This window comes from Pseudomonas sp. NFX98 (assembly GCF_047784845.1).
In the GTDB taxonomy this organism is placed as follows: Bacteria; Pseudomonadota; Gammaproteobacteria; order Pseudomonadales; family Pseudomonadaceae; genus Aquipseudomonas.
In genome coordinates this window covers 36,802-58,963 of sequence record NZ_JBLNNF010000003.1, presented here as the reverse complement: position 1 = coordinate 58,963, position 22,162 = coordinate 36,802, and the positions used below count along the sequence as shown (strand labels likewise).

10 protein-coding genes are annotated in these 22,162 nt (G+C 61.8%); 1 reads left to right on the top strand and 9 read right to left on the bottom strand.

Annotated features, from left to right (window positions below; genetic code table 11):
• Window positions 1–15: 15 nt before the first annotated feature.
• The 9 genes from ACM110_RS04705 to ACM110_RS04665 all read right to left on the bottom strand — a co-directional run bounded on the left by ACM110_RS04705 (window position 16) and on the right by ACM110_RS04665 (window position 21,586).
• Window positions 16–1,719 carry a putative porin gene (locus tag ACM110_RS04705; protein WP_416126806.1) on the bottom strand — a complete coding sequence of 568 codons (1,704 nt, stop codon included), beginning with the start codon at window positions 1,717–1,719 and terminating at the stop codon, window positions 16–18.
• 39 nt (window positions 1,720–1,758) lie between these two features.
• On the bottom strand, window positions 1,759–2,457 hold the full coding sequence (locus ACM110_RS04700) for an energy transducer TonB family protein (RefSeq protein ID WP_416126805.1): 699 nt from the start codon (window positions 2,455–2,457) through the stop codon (window positions 1,759–1,761).
• A gap of 2 nt (window positions 2,458–2,459) precedes the next feature.
• Entirely contained in the window at window positions 2,460–2,885 is a 426-nt protein-coding gene (locus ACM110_RS04695; RefSeq protein ID WP_416126804.1) for an ExbD/TolR family protein, read from the bottom strand.
• Window positions 2,886–2,896: 11 nt separating this feature from the next.
• A complete protein-coding gene (locus tag ACM110_RS04690) occupies window positions 2,897–4,726 on the bottom strand; it encodes a DUF2341 domain-containing protein (RefSeq protein ID WP_416126803.1) in 1,830 nt (609 codons plus the stop codon).
• An 18-nt stretch (window positions 4,727–4,744) separates the two neighbouring features.
• Window positions 4,745–6,340: a ShlB/FhaC/HecB family hemolysin secretion/activation protein gene (locus ACM110_RS04685; protein WP_416126802.1), complete on the bottom strand. Its 1,596-nt coding sequence runs from the start codon at window positions 6,338–6,340 to the stop codon at window positions 4,745–4,747.
• 281 nt (window positions 6,341–6,621) lie between these two features.
• On the bottom strand, window positions 6,622–19,095 hold the full coding sequence (locus ACM110_RS04680; protein ID WP_416126801.1) for a filamentous haemagglutinin family protein: 12,474 nt from the start codon (window positions 19,093–19,095) through the stop codon (window positions 6,622–6,624).
• 285 nt (window positions 19,096–19,380) lie between these two features.
• Window positions 19,381–20,322, bottom strand: a complete 942-nt coding sequence (locus ACM110_RS04675) for a FecR family protein (RefSeq protein ID WP_416126800.1) — start codon at window positions 20,320–20,322, stop codon at window positions 19,381–19,383.
• 38 nt (window positions 20,323–20,360) lie between these two features.
• Complete coding sequence (locus ACM110_RS04670) at window positions 20,361–20,906, bottom strand: RNA polymerase sigma factor (protein ID WP_416126799.1); 546 nt, start codon at window positions 20,904–20,906, stop codon at window positions 20,361–20,363.
• Window positions 20,903–21,586 (bottom strand): STN domain-containing protein, encoded by a 684-nt coding sequence (locus ACM110_RS04665; protein WP_416127032.1) that lies wholly within the window; start codon window positions 21,584–21,586, stop codon window positions 20,903–20,905. The genes ACM110_RS04670 and ACM110_RS04665 overlap by 4 nt, the downstream gene beginning before the upstream one ends.
• Window positions 21,587–21,776: 190 nt before the next feature.
• Here ACM110_RS04665 and ACM110_RS04660 point away from each other — a divergent pair, with 190 nt between their 5' ends.
• Window positions 21,777–22,097 carry a hypothetical protein gene (locus tag ACM110_RS04660; protein WP_416126798.1) on the top strand — a complete coding sequence of 107 codons (321 nt, stop codon included), beginning with the start codon at window positions 21,777–21,779 and terminating at the stop codon, window positions 22,095–22,097.
• Window positions 22,098–22,162 lie beyond the last annotated feature (65 nt).

The window sequence follows — 22,162 nt, the reverse complement described above, 5'->3', positions numbered from 1 at the left end:
CGTTCTCCCTGCGCCTTAGAAGCGCGTGTTGATCTCAAGCTGCAAGACGTCGATATCAAACGGCGCGCCGTACACGGCTTCGGAACTCAACCAACGACCGGTGGCATAGACGTTCTTGGCCAGACCGTAGTTGCCGCCCAGGAAGTAACCCTTGGCGTTGGTACCGCCCAGGTGGAACGAGGAATCGTTGAAACCGTCCGGCAAGGCATCCGGCTGGATGTACTTGTAGCCGGCGAACAGGTTCCAGTCGCCCTGCTTGCGCATATCCAGAGCGCTGCCGAGGGTGAACTGCACCATCCACGCATTGGCACCGCTTTCGATGTCGCCATCGCTGTCGAGGTTGTTGACGATCTGCCCTGCCGCACGTTTGCGCATGTCGCCTTCGTCGTAGCCCAGGTTATGAACATAATTGGCCTGGCTGCGCAGTTTGAAGTCTTCCGGCAGGTCGCTGTCCCAGACAAAGTTCAGGTCCAGCAGGTTGAACTCCGAGGCCAGGCCGACGAATTGCGGTTGCGGCGTGGTTGCCGGGTTGAGCGGGTTCGGCGTGATGTCACGCAGCAGGAACACAGTGTTGCCCTTCTGCATGAAGGCCGAGCGACTGCCGTCAGAGTCACAACCCGGCGCGCCGGCCCAGGGTTCGCAAGGGCTGGAACGCTGGCCTTCGATGTCATCGAAGCGGTAGTAGGCCAACGCACCTTTGAGCCGGTTGCTGGAGTTGATCGCCCAGTTGGCGCCGATCTGTGCGCCGAACAGCCATTTGTTGTCGCTCTCTTCCTTGTCGAAGCCGTTGCTGGAACTGGTGTCGTTGGTGTACTCGATCGGGAACGCACCGACGGTGCCGAACATGCCCCAATCGCGGTTGAGCTTGTGATCGAACATCGCCGCAATACCGTCGAAGTTCAACTCGTTGGAATAGAGCATGTCGGTGGAGAAGAACGGGTTGGTGAAGCGGCCACCGGTGAGGGTCAATTCATTCGTGGCTTTCCAGGTCAGGTAGCCCTGATCGAGCCAGATGTCTTTCTTGCCAAAACCGCCACCGAGGGTCTGGGTGGTCGACACCGGGCTGTTGTCGGAACCGGTGCCGATGCGGATGCCGGCGGTCCAGTCCGGCGCGATCACCGCTTTCATGCCCAGGCGCGCCCGCAGACGCAGCAGGTTTTCGCGGTCTTCACGAGTGTTGAGCAACGGCGGCAGGCTGGTGCTGCTGTTAGGGTTTACGTCGTAGGGGCCATTGTTGTTGAGCTTGGCGAAGTCGACGATTTCGTTGCTGTTAGTCCCCGAGTAGTAGCGCGATTCGTCCCGCAGGCGAATATCGCCGTCGAAGCTGACCCGCGACACCCAGTCCGGAAACGTGTTGGGCTGTGCCCAGTTTTCCTGCTTGGCGGTGGCCATGACTTCGGCCTTGACCTGATCGCGGATCTGGTCGCGCACGGCGGCCGGCACGTACTGCACACGCACATCGCCCGGTGCGGCGGCCGGGCCGCTGGCGGCGACGGCGGTCGGTGCGGAAGCCGCTTTACGGGCCTGATCCGCCTCGCTCTGGGCCTGGGCGATCAGCTTGTCGGCCTTGTCCTGTTTCAACACGCCTTGCTCCACCAGCAAGCGGATCAGATTGATCGTGGCGTTCTCCGAGGGCGCAGGCGCTGCCACGGCCTGACCGACCAGGGTCGCAATGACCATGCCGACCGCCAGGGACAATCGATTCACATTGGAAATCATCTGCACACAACTCCTTATGGCAAAGCTTTGATAATTGGGTTAACCCGGACGCCGCCCTTGCAGGGACACGCGCATGGGCACAGTGAAAGAAGCCGGTGGCCGCTGGCTCATGCGCGGCGCACCACGAAGGGCGGCGAGTATTTGCGCGTCGACTTCGGCGTTGCCGCTGGACTGGGCCAGCTCGACCCGAGAGATGTCGCCCGAACTGCTCATCCACACGTCGACCTGCGCCTTGTAGGCCTGGTTGCGCAGGTCCGGGTTGTCGCGTAACAAGCGCTGGAAGCTGACGGCCATGAACTGGCTATACGTGCCGTTGCCCAGGCGTCCACCGCCGGAACCGGCCATGCCGCCGCCCTTGCCAACCGGAATGCCGCCCACGGCGGTCTGCGCGTTGGCGTCCATGTCCATCGGTTTCGCCAAGTCGTCGGCCGGCGATGGCGGCGCCTCTTCCTCCGGCTGAATCTCTTCTGGTTCGGGGGTCGGTTCCGGCTCGACGACTTTCTCTTCCACAGGAGGCTCCGGCTCCGGCGGTTTTTCCGGTGGTGGAGGCGGTGGTGGCGGTAACGGAATGATGGTCGGCACCTTCGGCGCTTCGCGGCGGATGCCGCTCATGTCGTTGGCCCATTGCCACAGAAACCAGGCGGCCAGGCCGGCCACAAGCAACCCGGCGCCCCACTTCACGAAGCGCACGGGTGACTTCTTGACGGGTGACGGGCTGATGGGAAGTTGAGCAGTCATGGTCAGCCCTGTGTCGGTTTGCCGGTCACCAGACCGACTTGTGACAGTTCCAGACGGCGCAGCAGGTCCAGCACCTCGATGACTTTCTGGTACTGCACCGTAGCGTCGCCGCGCACGATCACCGGGAAGTCCGGGTTCCGGGCTTTCTCGATACGCAGTCGGTCTTCGAGTTCGGCCAATGTCACCGGATAGGCATCGAGGAACACCTGGCCGCCGTCGTTCACCGAGATCGCCTTGGTCTTGGCTTCGGACAACGACACCGAGGCGCTGGCCTTGGGCAGGTTGATCTGGATACCCGAGACCTGCGCGGTGGCGGTGAGGATGAACATCACCAGCACCACCATCAGCACGTCCACCAGGGGGGTGATGTTGATGCTGTCCACCGCTGCGTCATCGTCATCGTCGTGAGAGGCATTTACGGAAGCCATGTCTGTGCTCCTCAGGCCGGTGCTTGGGCGTTGGTGTGATGGGCGCTGCTGTTTTGGGCGCCGGAGTGATTGCCACGGCGATGTGCCGATTCACTGAACTGGCTCTCGCCGTGCATCTCCGCCAGGCGAGTGATGAACTCGTCGACGAATACGCGCATGTCGGCACTGACTTCCTTGTTGCGGGTGATCAGGCGGTTGTAGCCAAACAGTGCCGGGATCGCGACGAACAGGCCCATGGCCGTGGCCAGCAACGCGGCGGCCATACCCGGAGCGATGGCGTTGATGTTGACGTCGCCGGCCATGGCCGTGCCGAGGAACACCACCATGATCCCCAGCACCGTGCCGAGCAGGCCGATGTAAGGGCCGCCGGCGATGGCGTTGGACAGGGTCGAGAGTTTCGAGCTGAGTGCCTGGTTTTCCCGAGTGCGCACGCCGTCCATGGAGCAGCGGATCGCTTCGATGGTGGCCGCCGAGACGGAAGAGGTATCAGCGCCTTGCTCACGGCGGGTACGGATTTCCTTGACCGCCACCTGATACAGGCGCCACAGCGAAGAGTCCCGCAAACGCTGGGCGAGGTCCTGGTCGTCGGCGAACATTTCCAGGCGCGTGCCGACCTTGGCGAATTGCTCGCGGAACGCTTCGTTGGCCGCCGTGACACGGCTGACCATGCGGTTCTTGCGAACCATGATGATCCACGACTGGAACATCATCAGCACCAGTACCGCGATGATCACCCAGGCGTCCATCGGCACCGCGTTGAGCAGGAAACCGAGACTGCCGAAACCGTAACCCGATTGCTCTTCATCGACACCGTAAGCCACCAGTTTCGATTCAGCGCCCTGGGAATTGGCATCGGCCAGCAACTGCGCGGCGGGACGGGCGACCTTCGACAGACGCAACTCATCGATCGCGCCGGCAAACGGCAGGTAAACGCTGGCGGACAAATCAGCGCCAATCGCCATGACCGAATTGAACGCCGGCATTGCCAGCGCCAGACTCGCGGTTTCACGGCCATTGATGTACAGCGAGACTTTGCTGCCTTCAGCAGTCAGCGCCAGGTGCTGCCATTGACCGGGGTTCAATGGCAGGGTCGACATCGCACGCTGACCGTCGATTTCCACGAACGGCATGCCCTGGTTCAAACCAACCAGCAGGCTTTGTTCGCCCTCACGACGGGCCAGAATCAGCTGCTCGCCATTGGCCTGTTCCAGTTTCAACCAGGCGCTGAAGGTGAACGCACTGCCTGCGTTGTGCTGCAATGATGGACTGGCCGGCAACAACAGCGGCTGGCCGCTGAACTGCAAGGCACGACCGATCACGCCGTCGATGCTTGCGCCGGTGGCGCTTTGCGCGGTGTTGCCATAGGCGGTGGTGTCTTTGGCCGGGGTGCCGGTGGCGCCGTCGAAATGGTAGAGCGCGGTGTAGTTCGGATCGAACGTCAGTTGGCCGTTGCCGGTGGCTGGAGCTTTCGGGTTGCCGTAGTACATCCAGATGTCTTGACGCTGACCGCCCTCGACTTTCGGTACGTCTACCCACACCAGCGCCATGCCCATCAGCGCATCGAAGCTTTCGATCTGATGGTTGAGCACGGTCTTGTCATCGGCGGCGACGAAGCGCAGGTCGGAGCCGTCCTCCTTGACGCCGTCGAAGGTGAAGTTGCCGGTGTGCAGACGCACCAACAACGCAGTGCGGCCCAGCGCTTCGTTGATCGCCGCGCCTTGGGGCGTGGTGTCCACCGAAACCTGTTTGCGGTAATGCCAATCGTCCTGCCACCACGCTTGGGCGGTGGCCGGGAGCACGAAGCTCAGGCACATCAGGAAAGCCAGAAATATGCGCTGCATGAAAATGTCTCCGTAGGTTCAGAACGTCGCTTGCAGGTTGAAATGCAGGCGCGATTCCTGTTTCGAGGTATTCGGCCCTTCGAGCAGCGGGTAGCCCCAATCGAGGCTGCCGGACAGCCATTTGCTCAAGCTCGCGCGGGTGCCCAGGCCAACACTGGCCAAGGCGTAATCGGCGTCTTGATCGGGAAGTTCGTCGCGCAGGTACAACTGGGCGCCTTCGGCAAAGGCATAGAAGCGCCACTCCTGCACGTAAGTGCCCAGGTACTTGGCGAGCGATGGCGTGCGCAGTTCCTGGCTCAACAGATAGCCGTCGTCACCAGTGCGCTCGGCTGCGAGATAACCGCGTACCGACGTGGCGCCACCGGCGGAAAATTGCTCGTTGGATACCAGCGGCCCAGAGGCGAGTTGGAACGCAGCCTTGCTCGCGGTCTGCCAGTCGTTGCCGAAGGTGTAGGTGTAATTGGTATCGCCCTTGAGCACGGCGAAACTGGGACTGGCGCGATAGCGTTTGTAGTCGAAGTCTTCGTCGGAACTGCCGTAACCCAGGAAGCTGCGAGTACCGGCCACCAGACTCAGGCCAAGGCACAGCTGCGAGCTTTCGGTGTAGCGAAAGCCGTTGTAGGCGAAGGTGAACGGCGCGTACTTGAGCGGCACCTTGTCGCTGTCACCGGCGAAGTCCAGTTGCTCGTCGAAGTCTTTGAAATCGATGCCGGCCGACAGCGAATTGGACCAGTTGCCACTGGACGGCAGCGTGTAGATCGCCGACACGCCGTAGGAATGGCCCTTGCCCAACACGTTGCTGCCGCCGATGGTCGCGACGTTGCTGTCGGACTGGTAACCGGCAAACTGCACGCTCCAGCGCTCGCTGAGCGGCGCGGTGTAGGAGCCCGACCAGACCTTGGCGTTGGAGGTATCTTCAGGGGCCGTAAAGAACGTCAGCGACACACTGTGGCCCAACTGCCACAGGTTGTTGTAGCCAAGGCTCGCAACGCTGCGCAATTTTTCGGTGTCGGCGCTGTAGTCGTTGTTCAAACCGAGACTGGCCTGCCATGGGTCCTGGTCCTCAACTTCCAGATCGACATCCATGGTTCCGGGGCGCTGGCCTTCGCGTACCAGCGGCATCACCTGGCGCCCAGGGTTCTTGTTGAGCTGCGCAAGTTCTGTCTGCACCTGGGCGAAGTCCGGCACCTGGCCTTCTTTCAGCGCCGGTACGTCGTCGCGAATTTCCACTGGCGAATAGTGCTTGGCGCCGACCACACGCACCCGGCCGATCCTGGTTTCGCTAACTTGCAGATAGACGATGCCGTCCTCGACTTTCTGCTCCGGCAACTCGACGAATACCGATTGATAACCTTTGGCCTGATAAGCCTTCTGCAACGCATCGCGGGCGCCTTCGATGTCGGCCAGATTCTTCTGCGGACCGAGGAACGGATACACCGCTTCCTCGATCGTGCGGGCATCTAGCACTGTGTTGCCACGCACGAAGTATTCGTTGACGTCCACCGGTTTGGGTTCCAACAGCTCAGCGCTCTGCTCCGCCCACGCCGGCTGCGCGCCTGCCGTCACCAGCAGCCAGCCCCACAGCGCCAGCCGTGACTTGAAAAAATGATCCACATCACCCCCTGAATTCGAAATACCGGTAACCGTCTGCACTGCGGCAGGCTGGCTTGATTGCCCTGCTCCCGGCGTCCCGCCATCGGCTGGAAAAGTGGCCTCTCGGCCGCCTCAAGCACGTCACATAGGCATGACCGGACGGGCGATGTGCTACCGAACTTTTGTCATGAAAGCTTCATTCAAAGATTCAGCGGCATACCTAAAACCCTGTGGGACGGGGTGAAACTCAGGGCATAAAAAAGGCGACCCGAAGGTCGCCTCTGGTGCTCCTGGATGGCGCGCTACAACGTCAGATTGCCCCGCTCTTCTTCCGTCAACTGCTCCCGCGCGCGCTCGTCCAGCACACCGGCGCCCAGCACCTGCACCGGGCTGTTGGGGTTGTACCCCGGCGTCGGCGCTCGACTGGCACCATCACTGCTCGGAGTCAGCGGTTCGGTGCCCAGGCTCAGCACCTGCACGGTCACAATCGACGGCAGGTTTTTGCGTGCCGCCGCCTGCTGTTGACGCGACATGTCCTCGGCCGCTTGCGTGGCGGATGTTGCCGCGGAGCTGGCCGACGTGATTGCGCCGGTGTTCACCGACGCCGTCACCGGGATGCCTGACGACTCGCCCTGGACCTGAATGTTCGCCGCGTTGACCACCCGCAAGGCGATGATGTTGATATTGCCCGACACCCGGATCCCCGCCTCGCCCGCATCGATCGTGCCCAGCGGAGCGATCAGGTCGATGTCGCCCGGTGGCACTTCGGCAATCGGGTTGAGCGTGGCGATACCGGCACCGGTGCTCGGCACGGTCGGCGACAGCGTCACGTTGCCCCAGGTGTCGTAGATCCGTTTGGGCGGCGTGAACACCACGGTGGTTTTCGAACCCCGGCCGGCGTTGATGTCGCCTTCGGCCGACCAGCCGAGAATGCCGCCGCCGAACGTGGTCATGACCCGGCTCTGCCCAAGCAGGATGCTACCTTGGGAATACAGCTGAATGTTGCCCTCGCCCTGGGTGACGATCCCCGCCGTGGACGGCGGCGCCGCACCTTCGACACCGAACACCTGGCCACCGCCGGGGGTGAGCATCTGAATGTCACCGCCGAACAGCGTCTTCACGCCTGCGCCGCCGTACAACGTGATGTCGCCGTCGTAGCGAATGGTATTGCCCGCCACATCGGTAGTCGGGAACAACGCCGCAATCGCGTTGCGACCGCGCAGATAACTGCCCTGGCGCGGACCGTTTGCATCGGCGTATTCCAGGCCACCGGCACGCAACTCGGCGAAGTACACCTGACGTGCGAACACGGCTTGCTCGGTGCTCGGCAGTGCGGCGTAGAACGCCCGTGCCTGATCTGCGTTGCCGTTGAATCCGTAGCCCAGGGTCAGCCAGGACAGCAGTTCTTCATCGTAAGTCTTGACCACTTTGCCAGGCTGACCGTTGAGCGGCGTGCCGCTAACGGCCTGGTTTTTCGGGTCCAGGTAACGGGCGATGAAGCGACCGTAATCCGGGCCGTCGGCCCCTGCACCCGCCTGCAACACCAGGCTGGCACCCGGACGGTTATCACCCGCCATTACTGGCCCCATACTGGTGATGCTGGCGCGTTCTTCCATCAGGATATTGCGCCCGGCATTGATCTCCAGCGTGCCGGGGCCGGCAATGTCGAAGCTGCTGTAGATGATGTCGCGCCCGGCGGAGACGCGGGAGACGTCGTTTGCGTTGTTGTGGATGAACAGGTTGCCCGTGGCGGTGATGGTGTCACTGCTGTTGCCCATACCATCGCGGTTCACGGCCTGTGGCTGTCCGACGGTTGTACCCGACGCGACGATATCGCGTCCGGCCAACATCCAGACCGGCCCGGCCGCTTCGTACCAGGTGCGTTTGGAGTTGCTGAAACTCAAGGTTTCGCCACTGCGAACGCCAACCAGATCGCCGGTTAGCGCGTAGAACCGCGCAGGGGCCTGAACCCCATTCAAGCCTGAATAGCTCTCGGCACCGAAGGCGAACAATGGATAACGGCTGTTGAGTCCGGGCGAGACGCCATCAGCGCCGCTATTGGACATCAGCGTTATCACTCGCTGACCATCCTTGGCATAACCATTGAACGCAGGCGTAAATGGCGTCGCGATGGACAGCGGGCTGGCACCCGATTGATTGATTGCGTAGCCACCGGCATAGATGGAATCCCCTGCCAGCAATTCAAGCTGCCCGGATTGTGAGGGTGCCAACAACAAGGAGTACGAAATGCCCGGATAGTTACTCCCCCCACCATAGAAACCAGCAGACGGACCGGCATAGATTGAACCTTGCCCGGCGACTGCACGCAGGATCGAGGGGATAACGAATCGATTATCGGTGGGTGAAGTATTGCTACCGCCGGGGATCGTTGAATTGTTGATCGCTTCAGCCATCAATGTACTTGGCGTGAGATTGCCTCCCGCCGAGAAAAGATCGATGGCTGTGTGATCGGTCCACAACGAGAAGCCTGTCAAACCACCGCCCGCATGCACCACCCCATCAGGCGTAGTGAACGATGTGGAGTTCTGCAGTACTACCCGACCAGGGTCCGCCGCGCCTCCCAACACCAGATCACCTCGGGTATTGAGCTGCATGCCCGAGTCCCCCGGAATCAACACCAGGCCGCCGGTCGCGCTGCTGGTGGTGGCCGTAAACGGATCGTAGCCGCGAGCCTCGCGCTGGTCCTGGTTGCCGGAAAATGAACCGTACTGCATTTGGATTCCACCCACCGCCGAAGCGCTCAATTGTGCAGCTCCCCGCAGGTTAATCAGCGCACCCTGCAGATCATGTATAGGTGTGCCGACACCGGTCGCTCCCGCCCTGGCTTGCAGTGACGGGTTGAGCGTGCCGCCGATGCGGATATCCATGTCACCGCCACCGGTCAGTTGCAGGTTGCCGTCGCTGCCCACACGCCCGGTGCTACCTACAGCCACAATCAGTCCTTGGCTGCGTGCGGCCTGATTCGTACCCGTAGATGCCCCCAGCGGTCTAAGCATCCCACTGTCAGTACCCGCCCGCAGGCTGATGTTGCCACCACCGAGCGTGCCGAAACCGGTGAAACCCACGAGATAGGGTGCAGGGTCTGCATCTGATGTAAGAAGCGGCTGGGTCGCATAGCTACCGAAATTGATCCACCAGGCAGTAGGCACATCGCTGGTGCCGGAGCCTTGGCGCCACAGCCAGTTACCTACGGCAACGCTTGGGTTTTGAACCCGCGTAGGAGCCGCCAGCCTGCGTCCAACCACATCACCGGACACAGAACCGCCCGCATTGATTGTCAGGTTCCCGCCCATCTGTGGAAACCAGGCCTGATACAGGCTATCGCTGCCGCCATTGACCCATTTTTCATAGTCACTGCCAGCGCTGCCCAATACCGAACCATCGTCAGACAGCCGACCGCGAGGCAGGTTGTAACGTGGGTCGACATTGTCGGATTGGGTGCCGGCGGTGTACACGCCGAACGGTGAGTCCATGCTCAGATTGCCGCTGGCGATCAAGTCAAGATCACCGGTGCCTGTGCGCAACACGCTGAACATTTGCGTATGTGCCTTGGCTGTTTGCCCCACGACGGTCTCGACACAAACCTCCGGATAGCTCTGGCAAAGCGAAAGCTCATCGTCTTTTACCGGTGCGTAATCAGGCATACCTACCCAGTTGCCAGGAGCCCAGGTCCATCGCGCCATCGGTACACAGGCGCCAGGGTCCCACTCGGCACAAATCAACATGTACTCATCAGAAACAGGTTCGAACGCAGGCATGCCCCAACCATTACCTTCAGCCCACACCAGTCTTGCTGCGCCACTTGTCACGTTCAAACCATAGTGAGTATCTGCCAGCCTCAAGTTGCCTTCGACAGTCAGGGGGTTCACCGTTCGACTGTCGGCCGCCTCCAGATCCGCCCCCGCCACCGTGCGTATCGACCAGGACGCGCTACCTGATGGCAGCATGCTCGCCACCGCCCAATTACGGCCTTGTTGAGTACCAATCAGCGGGCGCAACTCGATAAAAGCGGTGCCATCAGCGAGTTTCACATCCGTCATCGACGGAATCAGCGAACCGCGCAACAACGCCAGCGAACCACTGAGTTTTACGCCAACCGTCGCGTTGTCGAAAATAGTACCCGGCAGCGGCACGCCCTTTGGCCAGAGCATGGCTTGCATCGCGGTGGTTTTGTTCAGCCGTGTACCCGCGCCGAGACGACTGCCCGCCGGTAGGGTGACGTCGGCCCCCAGCAAGGTGCCGGCGGCATACAACAGATTGCCCGCCGCGTTATGCACCGCCCCCGCCAACACCGTGCCGGCGCTGAACGTGTATGTGTCGGCCAGCACGCCCTGAGTTGGCAACAGCGTTCCACTGACCATCGCCGCCGCCTGGATCGGCAGGTCGTAGTTCAAGGTTGCACCGACCGTATATTGAGTGCCGTCAGCAAGAGTCACACCCGCACCCGGCACAATCAGATCGCCACCGAATGGCTGCACACCGGACAGCAGTTTCCAGCCGGCGTCGTCCACGGTTTCCGCAGGTGGGGCGAAGCCATCGTTGATGCTGCCGTAGATGTCCAGGTTGCCACCGGCACGCATCACCAGGCTGCCGGACTCGCCGGAACCGTAGACCGAGGTTTTCTGCGTGTGCGGGTTGAGGCTGGCGTAACGGTAGCCGGACAGGTCCAGATCGCCTTGCACCACCAGATCGCCGTCAGCGGTTTTGCTGGCGATTTCTACGCCGGGACGCAGGTGGAATGCATCGGCGTAGGCAGCGTTATTCAGGCCGGCCAGTTTGCGTTGCAGCAAATCCGTATTGGCCAGGGCTGCGTTGATGAACGCGGTGCTGTCGACGTGAATGCCGTCCAGATAAGCCTGGTCGATGACCTGGTACGGACGACCGCTGGCGGCCGGGTCGGTGCCGTCGGCGGAATCGATGTAGCGGCGCGTGGCGTTGAGCCCGATGGAGCGTGCGCCCTGAATGTTCAGCGCACCGCTGGCATCGATGGCGATATCACCCGCACCCACACGCGGTGCGTTGAGCTCTAGTGTGCCGCGCAAACGACCGTCATGCTGCCCCGGCAAATTACCGATGGCGACGTCGGTGCCGTGACGCAAATCGATCCGCGCCCCGGAGGCCAGCGTCAACAGGCCATCGCCGGAATTGAGTTCGATCATGGCACGGTTCGGCGCGTCGATGATTTTGCCGTAGCTGTCGACCCGCAACATCTGGCCATGGGCATCGAGCACTGCGCTGCCAGTCACGATCAGGCCATTTTTGCCCGACAGGCGAATGCTGCCGACGCGTTCGCCACTGGCGTCGATCAGGCCCACGACGGTAAGGCTGCCGTTGTCCACCGAGACATTGACCTCGCCAGCCTTGAGCCCGTCACCAATCACCAGGTTGCCCTGCTTGAGCTGGAAGCTGCGACTGCCGAACACCTGTCCGACATTCAAACGCTGGTTGAGCGCGGCGAATTCGCCGTTGAGGTCACCGCTGCTGCCCAGCTGCTGCGCGCGAATATCCACACCGCCCGCCTTGTACGGCACCCAGGTGCCGCCCGCGTCGTAATAGCCGCTGCTGCTGCCGAGGATTTCCCCCTGTAGATCCACCACCCCGGCGCCCGCCGCCAATGCCACGGCGCTCAGGTTGCCGCCCTGATTGTTGACCGCTGACAGGTCGATGCGTGAACCAGCGGCCTGGCGAATATTGCCGTTGCTGCTGTACAGCGCCACGTCGCCGCCCCAGCTGTATTTCTTCACGTCGTTGAACGGCAGCGTGCGTCCGGCCACGTCCAGATAAGCGCCACTGCCCAGGGTCAGATCATCTTCAGCCTTGACCACCAGTTTGCCGCTGGCCAACACGATGCGGCCGTCCAGCAACACGTTGCGTGCTTCGAGATTCAGCTCCGCGCCCAAGGCATCGGCAACGGCAGTGTGGTCGCCGGTTGGCGACGTCAGGGTCAGGCTGTTGCCCGCCTTGAGCAGGTTGACCGAGCCGGCTTCACCGGTGAGCAGCGGCGTGCGCAGGTTGAGGTTGCCGCCGCTGTAGGCATAACCCTTGACCGGGTCGTAAGCGCCCTGCTGTTCGTAAACGGCCAGGCTGCCCTTGTGATTGGCGGTGATGCGTTCGCTGGCATTGAGGTTGACGTTGGCAAAACCCAGCGCCAGGCGATTGTTCTGGTCCAGGCCATTGGGCTGCGGATTCGGACCATAGCCGAACTCGATGCGTTGCGCCTCGATATTCAGCGTGCCATGGCCGGTGCCTGCGCCGCCGTTGACCACGGTGCCGGGGGCCTGGGTCGCGCCGTTCCAGATCAGGTTGGCGGTGCGAATGGTCGCCACATCACTGGCATCGCCCAGGCCGTAAACAGCCGGCGTCACCAGTATCAGGTTTTCCAGCCTGCTCTTGCCCGTTTGTGGGTCCAGGGTGTCGAGGGTCACGTTGCCGATGAAGTTGAATGAATCGCGGGTGGTCAGGCTCAGGGTTTCCAGAGCCGGCGCACCGAACTGCGTGTCGCCGCGCAGCAGTCGATCGAGGACGTTCTGGTTCAGGGTCAGGCCGGCCGGCAAGCGACCGCTCGCCGCCGCAAGCGCTTCAGCGCTGCCGGCGTTCACCGCGCCAACGGCCAACGCCAGGTGACGAGTACCGAAACGCACCGCTTCGCCCAACTCAAATTGATTGTCGGTAGCTGCGGTAATGCTGCCGTTGGAATAGAGCAACGAAGGATTGATGCAACCCTGCGCCGGGCAGGTGCCGATCCGGATACTGCCGGCGCCTCCTCCGTTTGTGCCAGCGTCCGGCGCCAGCACATTGGTCCAGCCGTTGGACACCATCAACAGGCTGGCTTGCCCTGGTTGATAGATGAAGCCCGCCGTGGAGTCATAGGGTACGTTCCCACGCCCCAGCGTATTGATGCCCGCCCCCGCTTCAAGGGTGATGCCGCCATTGAGGCCCGTCGTCCACAGGACGACTTCAGGTGCCGAGAGCATCGCGCCCTCGCGCAGGGCAATGCTCCTGGTATCACCTCTGAATTGAATGAAATTGCCCGCGGTGTCGTATTGCACAAACGGCGTTGCACCGATGGCCAAACGCCCGGCACCGAGATTGTTAAGGGCGTCGGCATACAACGAAACACCGTCGAAGCCCTGAGTGCTGACGGCCCCAGTGCCAAGAATTTCAAAAGCCCATGATCCCCTTACCGCTGCGGTGCCGAGCACACCGCCCTCGGCGGCAGCGAACAATGCCTTGCCGTTGAAATCCAGGGCTGTGTCACGATCACTTGATTTGAACAAAAACGTCAGTGATTTGCCGTCCAGGGTCGTCTGCCCGCGCGGCACCCCGCGACGTGCAGCATCGCTGTTAACGAATTGGTTGTAGCTGGTTTCGTTGTATTGGGAATAGCGGCGCAGCACATCCGCCGAGGTCAGGATGACCTGGCTGGAAAGACTGTCACGCAGCCCGGTGTTGGCAATCGACATCTGCCCGGAACTTGCCCAGGAACCATTGCGCATTTTCAGCGCGCCGTTGATTGCTCCCGGCGCTGCCTGACCGCTGACTTCGACCCGGAAGGCGCCGGGCAGCAAGGCAAAGGTCGATGGCAACAGGGTGTAAGTACCCGCTGCCAGGCCTGGAACACCGGCACCGATGCTGATCTGCTGGCCAATGCGTGGATCACTGGCGCCCGCCTCGCCAAGCATCGGTGCATAGGCGTTCTGATTGCCTGGCACGATGGCATACACCGGGTTACTGCTCAGGCCCGGCAGGCTGAAGGTGCCATCAGCGGCGTTGCGAACCAGTGGGTTGAAACGCGCATCGGTAGAGCCGCCACGTCCGGAGACAAACCCGGCTCCACGCAAATCTCCGCCGCCGGACAAGTCGATCAGCGAACCCGTTTGCGCGTCGACGTACTGGGCACTCAGGACCACACCGGTATTCTCGTTGGCAATCCCTTGCAGCACCACTGACTGGCCGTTGTATCGGTAGTCGGTGCCATCGGTTGTGCCGCCATACGGCATGACCAGTCCGGCGCCACTGACCGAGGTCACGCTGCCCGGCAGCAAGTGAATGGCCCGGGTATCGCCAAACGCATCGTTGCCCAACGTGATCAAACCCAAGGGGGCGCGAATGACCCCGCCTTGCTCGATATTCCCCCCGTACAGTTTCAGCCTGCCGAACACGGAATAAGGCGGCACGGCCGGTGCCGCACCATTGCCGCTGATACTCAGCGTACGGTCGGGATCTATCCTGCTCTCGCTCTGATACCCGGCGCGTATATCGGACCAGACTCGGGTGCCCGGATAGATCTGTGCCGCGCGCAAGTGCATATCGCCCGCTGTCCACACCCTGGAACCCGTCTGGAAATCCGGTTTTGCGAGCAATCGTATGTCGCCACTGCTGTCGAGGGTGACCAGGTCAAAACTGCGGCGACTGACCGCCGTGGTCGCCCCGTTGAGCAACTTGATCAGCCCGTCGCTACCGAACGAGAAGGCGTTGCCCAGATCAAGCAAATTCGCGGTGGCGCTGAACTGCGCCGCCGATACCCGGTTGGTGGGGGTGTTCAGCACTCGAGGGCGGGTTAACGCGCTGGGAGGGCTGTAATACTCACCCAACCCCGACAGACGCACATAAGGCGCTGCCAGATTAATGCGCGCGGTATCTTTGGAGCTTTCGGCGAGGGACAGTGATCCGGCGTACAGGCTCAGGCTCTGGTTCATGTGCAGATCGACATCACCGTCGAACGTCAGCAGGCCGTTGCTCAGCAAACTCAGGCTATCGAAACCGCCGGTCATCAATTGATCGGCGCTCAGTCGGGTGTAGCCATAACGCAACGGTGCAGCGGCCTCTCCAGGCCGCAAATCGGCGGGTAGCCGCACGTCGTCCGGCCCCTGGCCAATGATCAGCTCCCTGGCGACCCGAACAGCGTTGTTTCCCTGAGTATCGCGATACAACGGCGAATCGAGGGCGATCTCTAGACGTCCCCCGGCTGCACCAGCCCCGCCAGCGCCGGCTCGCAGGGTGCCGTCGATGAACAACCCGTTGTAGGAACTCAAGGCAATTCGCCCGCCGTCCGTGGCGACCCGGGTCGGGCCAGCGCCGGCAATATCCAGCAAGGCCTCGGCACCGGACGCCTCCAGACGAGCGCCCGGCCGCACGATCACATAGGCATCCGCCGACGTCGCGGTGGCCTTTTTGGCGTCGATCTCGCCACCAATGATGATGCTGCCGCCCTTGCCCACCTGACCGTAGACCCGGCCGAGCGCATCGACCGCCGTGGTCGCGCGTCCCGCCACGTCCAGCACCGCATGGTCACCGATCCAGATCGAACGAGTATGGGCCGTCGGATCCGCCTCCTGCTGCGAGGTTTCAACATCGATCGAACCGAACTGCTGCTGACGAATGTCGAGGGTGCCGCCCCAGGCGTTGAGTTCACCGTCAACAGTGAGCTGCCCGGCACTGCGCAAGTTGATGCGCTGGCCGGGATCGACGCTGATGCGCGCGCCTTGGCCGATGGTCAACAAACTGTTCAGCGGGTCTATCTGGTTGATCTGGCTGCCGCCCGCTTGCAGTGACAGACTCGCGCCGCCGCGTTGGGTCAGCACGCCTTTGGCCGGGTTCTCCTGGAACAGGCTTGGTGTCCACAGCTCCAATGCCGTCAGCGGATCGGCACCACCGGCTTGGTTCGCTGCCGAATCGGAAAAACGGTAGACCGGCATGGACACGTCGACCACCGCATCGTCCGCCACTTGCAGGGTCGTCAGGCCGATGATGTTGTAGGCCGAGAACCCCTTGTTGAACGTATCCGCCGCCAGTCGCAAGGTGTGATCGGCCAGTGGGTCGTCAGACTCGCCGATCAACACCTTGTTGGCCTGGATCTTCAGTGTGCCACCGCCCGTGACGCCGTAACCGCGCACTTCGCCGTCCATGATCAATTTCGATTGGCCCGGCAGGGTGTCTGCACTGGATTCAAGGGTGACGTCGCCGCCCTTGCCGCCCCGGGTCTTGCCATTGCTCAACACCGCGCCGCCGGACGAAACGTCGATAACGCTGCCGCTGGCCACGGTGATATCGCCGGTGCTGCGGATCGACACCAGGCCACCATTCAAATAGGCCAGGTTGTTGGCATCGGTCGGATCGACACGCGAGTTCACCCACAGACCACGGGTGTCCAGGTGCACACCTTCGGCCACGGTCGTATCCGTGGGTTTGCTCGTTTGCGCCAATTGGTTACCCAGATGCAGGCTGCCAGCGCGGGCGGTCAGGTCGGCATTGATCTGCACGTCCTGCCCGTACAGGGTGATGTCACCGCCGGTGTCCACGGTCACGGCTTCATTGACTTCAACCTTGTCTTTGGCCGCGACTTTCAACGCGCCCAGACGGAAACCATTGAGCATGTCGGTATCAAGGAACAGCTTGCCTTTGCGGTCATCGGACACCGCGCCAGTCAACCCCAGGTCGCTGCCATCGGCGGGACGCTCACCGCCGATCTGCACCTGATCGAGCATGGCGAGATGCTGATACACCAGGCCGTTGGTGGTGGCCGACCAACTTGGATCATAAGTACCGACGATCAACTGTGCCCGGCGCGCCATGGCAGTCTGCGCCTGGTCATAGCCGTCGAGCCCGGCACGAGGCGCCTGGTTCTGACGTTCGCCCTGGAACACTTCGCCCACCAACTGGCCATCGAGCACCGCGTTGTTGGTGGCGATCACCAGTTGCCCGGCGTCGCGTCCAACCGAGTAACCGGACTCGAAACGTTGTCTCGGCGCGATCAGCGGGTTGAAGAAATAACTGGTCTGGCCCCAGCGTTCGCTATGGTCTTCATAACCTTTGTAGAGGCCGGTGTAGAGGATGTCGCCCGGTGCCCGCGAGACTTCGTACAAACGGCCATCGGCGCCACGCAACCAGCTCTGGCGAATGAAACCGCTCTGCACATCGAGCGTGCCACCGGACAGGTTGATCACCGAACCCTTCTCGGTCACCACGTCATTGCCGGTGAAACTTACCGTGCCACCCTGGGCCATCCACTCACCGATGCTGTGCCCCTGCGTGCCGAGGTAACCACCGACTTCCAGCAGACCACCGGCCGTGTACCAACGGTCAGTGGCATAGCCGTTGGTGCCGGCCGGCACGAAGATCAGCTCGCGCACATCGACCCACACGTCATTGCTGTTGAGTGCGCCGCTTTCCCGGTTGATCGATGAATCGCGCTGCTCGTTGCCTTGCACGTTGATCTTGATGTTGTTGGCTTCCATCGCCACTTTGACGCCGAGGGCACCCGAGACATCGATCAGCGCGCCGTTGCGCACCAGGCTGCGTTGCCCCGCCGCCACCGCGACCTGGCCACCGGTGGCAAGCGTCACCGAACCGTTCTGAAACTCGACGGTGCCGCCGCTGCCGATGTCGATGCGCGACTGGTCGCTGCGGATACGGTTGTTGAGCGTCACCCCGGTCAATGCGGCATCGTGCTGACTATCGAAGGCAGTGAGATCACTGCTGTCGAGCATGATCGCGCTGACGCTGCCCTGGCCGAGGGTCACGCTGCCGCTGGCGTCGGTAGCGGGGTTGAGCAAATGAATCGTGCCACGGGTATTCACCGCGGTACTCGCCAGCAACACGCCGTTTTGCGCTACTTCATGACCGGTCATGGTGATGTCGCCGGTCGATGCCTGGATCAGCCCGGTGTTGCTGACCCTACCCGAACCACCGGCCTTGAAACCCGGAGTGATTTCGCTGCCGAACGTGGTAGAGAAACCATTGCCTTCGGTGCCCGAGCCTTTGCGAATGTAAAAGCGGTCACCCGCGCCGAGCACGGTCTGGCCCTTGGCGGTGCTGATGGAACCGGCGTTCTCGACTTCGTTGCCCAGCAGCAAGACGTAACCACCGGAGTCAGTGGACAGCGTCGGCTTGTGGGTTTCAATCCGCGCCCCGCGCTCCACCAGCACTTTGCCGGCGGCATCGGTAAAGGTCGGCTGGCTGCCGGTGCTGTCGTAATACAGGCCGCGATCGCGGAACTGGGCATCGCTGATGTTCGTAGCCGCCGCCACCAGGTTGCGCACGTTGACCTGGCTGGTGCCGCTGAACACGATGCCGTTGCGGTTGATCAGCATCACCGTGCCGTCGCCCTTGATCTGGCCCTGGATCTGGCTCGGCCGTGCGCTTGGGTCGTTAACGCGGTTGAGCACCGCCCAGTTCGACTGCTGAGCGAATTCCACAGTGGTGTCGCGCCCGACGTTGAAGGTTTCCCAGTTGAGAATGGCCTTGTCGGCGGTCTGCTCGATCTTCACCGTGGTCTTGCCATTGGCCTGGGTCTGCTGCGGCCCCTTGGCGTTCTGCCAACCCTGGGCCAGGCCGGTATCGACTTTCAAGCCACCCTCGCCCAGGCCGTCTGGCACGAACTGTACGGTGGCGAACGCCGCTGCCCGCCCGGCGGCCTGCGCAGCCTGTTGCGCGGCGATGGCGGCCACGGTGTTGTTGAGCGTCTGCACTGAACGTTGTAACTGTTGCCTGGCTCGTTGCTGTTGCGCCAACGGTGGTGTCATGCCCGGCAAGCCGCCACCCGGTCGCGATGCCGCGGCCTGTTGCGCTGCGCCCTTGGCGGCGAACCAGCTGGAACTGAACGCCGTTGCCGCCTCGGCACTGCCGGCCACCAGGCACAGCGCAATCGCCTGCGCCAGCGGCTTGAGCAACCACTGCGCCGGGTCCACCGAACGCGCAGTGTCACGGCGGACAGATAGAGAACGGGTATTGCGACGGGCTTGGCGAACGAGCATCACTACTAGGTCCTTTTCAATTGGCGCAAGAGGCCGCAGGCCGAGTAGAACCTGCTGTTACGTCATAGGCGGTTGGCGAGGCGCAGGACCGAACGGATGTCACACAAACTTCATGATTGGGGAGTAGCCAAAAAAAATGGCAGCCTCAAAGGGCTGCCATCCAAAGTCACCGCGTCATCGTTCATCGCTAGCAGGCTCGCTCCCCCGAGGGAACGCATTTCAACTGTAGGAGCGAGCCTGCTCGCGATAGCGTCAGAACATTCAACTCACTTCCAAAGCCAGGCATTAGCTGAGCACCACCACCCCACCCGGCAACTCAGTGCACTTGACCCCATACGCATCGCGAATCAACAACGCCACCCCAGCCAATTGATCCAGGTTGAACCGCGCCTGTACCTTGCGCTTGCCCAGCTCACTATTGAGTAGCAGCAGCATGCCCGGACGGTAACGATTGATCTCATCGATCACCGACGCCAGCGTGGCGTCGTTGAACACCAATACTTGCTGACGCCAGGCAATGACCGTCGACGTATCGGTTGTTTGCGGCGTGCCGACCTGACGGACGTCATAGGTCAGTTGCTGGCCGGATTCCAGGCGAATGCTGTGGCCCAGCGCGTCCACTTGCAGCGCCCCTTCCAGGCAAGTGACACATACACTCTGATTGAGATTGCGCAGATTGAACCGGGCTTGACTGGCGCTCAGCCAACCGCCTCCAGCCTGTACTTTGAGGGGCGTATCGGCGTGTGCCAGGACTTCGACTTCACCGCTGAGCAATTCGAGGGCCTGACTGCCATCGGCGCTTTGCTGGCGATTGATACGCGTCTGTGTATTGAGTTCCAGGCTCACACCATCGGCCAGATCAAACCGACGCTGCTCCCCGACTTCGGTGATGTAGTCCGCGCCCAATCCCGAAAATCCACCCGGCACCGTCCCGCGAATGAGGAAGAACGCCGCGGACGCCGCGATGGCTCCACCAAGAAACGCCCGCCGCCCCAGATGCCGCGGTGCCTGCATTTGTTCGACCGCCGGGCGCAAGTGCTGCCACAACACCTTGGCCTGCTCAAACGCCTGGGCATGTTCAGGGCTTTGCGCACACCACTCGCGCAAGGCACGGGCATCGGCAACGGTCGCCCGGCCGGAGGTCAACAGGACCAACCAACCCTGGGCTTCGCGAGTGAGCCGGTCCTGAGGCTCGGCGTCAGGTGGCGAAATTCGAAAGATGTTCAAAGCGCGGGGGTACTCACGGATTATTCGGGACTCTACTATCAAGACGGTTTTCCCGCGCCGGGACCGAACCGCTGAATGACTTTTCTTTCCAGCCGTCCTGCGCAATGGCCCAAAGCGGCTTTGATTTCCTTCTCGACCATCCGTGTCGAAATGCCGAACCGTTGTGAGATTTCCAGGTGCGGCGCCTCTTCCAGGCGTGCGGCGATAAAGATTTTGCGGCGACGCGCGGGCAATTCGTACAGAGCTTTTAGCAACAACTGGATTTCTTTCTGCCCGCCTACTACACGGGCTGGATCGAGCGCCTCATCGGATACCTGCAACAGCTCTTCCACTTCACTCCCTGTCAACAAGCGGGCGTCCGACTGACGACGGTCGGCGGCGATGTTCAGCGCCATGCGATACAGATAGGCATTGGGCTGGGCGATGTCCGGCACGTCTTCCATGCGGTCGACCCGCAGGTAGGTTTCATGCAATACATCATTGGCCAGATCCTCAGACCCAAGACGTCGACGCAGACGCACCTTGAAGTCGTCATAGGATGTCAGGAACAGCCTGACCATCGATTTTTCCCCGGTGTCTTTCATCCCCCGGAAACTCCTTTCCACTGTGGGCATTCCATGCGTTTTCCTGACGACTCCGGTAGCAAAAGCAGCGTGACTGGCTGGCTCAGAGAGCTTGGCGCCGGCCGTTCGATGTCCAGGTTTCGTAAACTTTCCACCAGCGCGGCATCGCGCTGCACATCTCCCGTGGAACTGACCAGCCGGCTGTGCTGAACCACACCGTCGCGGCCGATCCACAACTGGAGCAAGGCGCGAAAACTGCCAGGCCGGACCAATGGCGAGCGGCACAGGCTGTGTTCGATCGCCGCTTGAATCGATGTTGCATAACTACTGCCGGCAAGCGTTGAACCCTGTGCCGTCGGCCCCGAAACGGCTGGCACCGGCGCAACCGTTGCTTTCTGCAAGGTAAAGGCATCCGCCCTGGCATATCGGGCCATCAGCCCGCTGCCGCTGAGCATCAGGCTCAGGGCATCGCTGGCGCTCATGCTGCCCTTGACGGCGAGTGAGCGTCTGCCACGGGTCAGTTGGCGATCCACCAATACGGCCATGCCGGTTGAACGACTGAACTGCTCAAGTGCGCCGGCCAGTTCCTGTGCGGGAATATCCAGTATTTGAGGCGCAGCCGTATCGAGCGGCCCGGCGTTGACCACCGATGTGATCAGCCAAAGCAGCAACGCCAGGTAACCCTGACGAACAGGAGTCAACAAAATCTGGCGCGCGTCCCTGACTCTGCCTCGCTGCACGGCTGACCTGTCCCTGAAAACCGTCATCGTGATGGCTGTATATGAACCTGATGTGACGGGCCGTGCAAAAAAACCATCACGAGATATCAAATCGCTATGGATTAGACTCAAGCCCATCCATGGCCCGTTCGGGCTGGACAGGAGGTCTTGAATGAACACAGCATCGAGGATCGCATCGGGCGTATTGCTGATGAGCGCTTTATCACTGGCGCACGCAGTGGAGCCGTCGGGTTGCGTAGAGGTGTCGGTTGCCGGGTACAAGGCGCCGGACTACGACTGCCTGAGCCAGCTGATGGGCAATAACCCCGAGGGGGCCGCTGCCGCGCAAAAGAATCTGGAAGCGATGAATGTGCCGGTCAACAAACGCCCGCCAAACCAGGTGGGTTTGGCGACTCCGGCAGCCACCAGCACGCGCATGGGCAATGCCTTCGGCAACTCGGTGAAACCGCAGCGCCCCGCTCCGGCGCCCTGAAGGTTCCTGTAGGAGCTGGCGAGTGAAACGAGGCTGCGATCTTTTGATTTGATAAAAGCCAGATC

Excerpts from the sequence above, each read along its gene's own strand:
- ACM110_RS04705 (WP_416126806.1), bottom strand. The coding sequence starts at position 1,719 with ATGATTTCCAATGTGAATCGATTGTCCCTGGCGGTCGGCATGGTCATT.
- ACM110_RS04700 (WP_416126805.1), bottom strand. The coding sequence starts at position 2,457 with ATGACTGCTCAACTTCCCATCAGCCCGTCACCCGTCAAGAAGTCACCC.
- ACM110_RS04695 (WP_416126804.1), bottom strand. The coding sequence starts at position 2,885 with ATGGCTTCCGTAAATGCCTCTCACGACGATGACGATGACGCAGCGGTG.
- ACM110_RS04690 (WP_416126803.1), bottom strand. The coding sequence starts at position 4,726 with ATGCAGCGCATATTTCTGGCTTTCCTGATGTGCCTGAGCTTCGTGCTC.
- ACM110_RS04680 (WP_416126801.1), bottom strand. The coding sequence starts at position 19,095 with ATGCTCGTTCGCCAAGCCCGTCGCAATACCCGTTCTCTATCTGTCCGC.
- ACM110_RS04670 (WP_416126799.1), bottom strand. The coding sequence starts at position 20,906 with ATGAAAGACACCGGGGAAAAATCGATGGTCAGGCTGTTCCTGACATCC.
- ACM110_RS04660 (WP_416126798.1), top strand. The coding sequence starts at position 21,777 with ATGAACACAGCATCGAGGATCGCATCGGGCGTATTGCTGATGAGCGCT.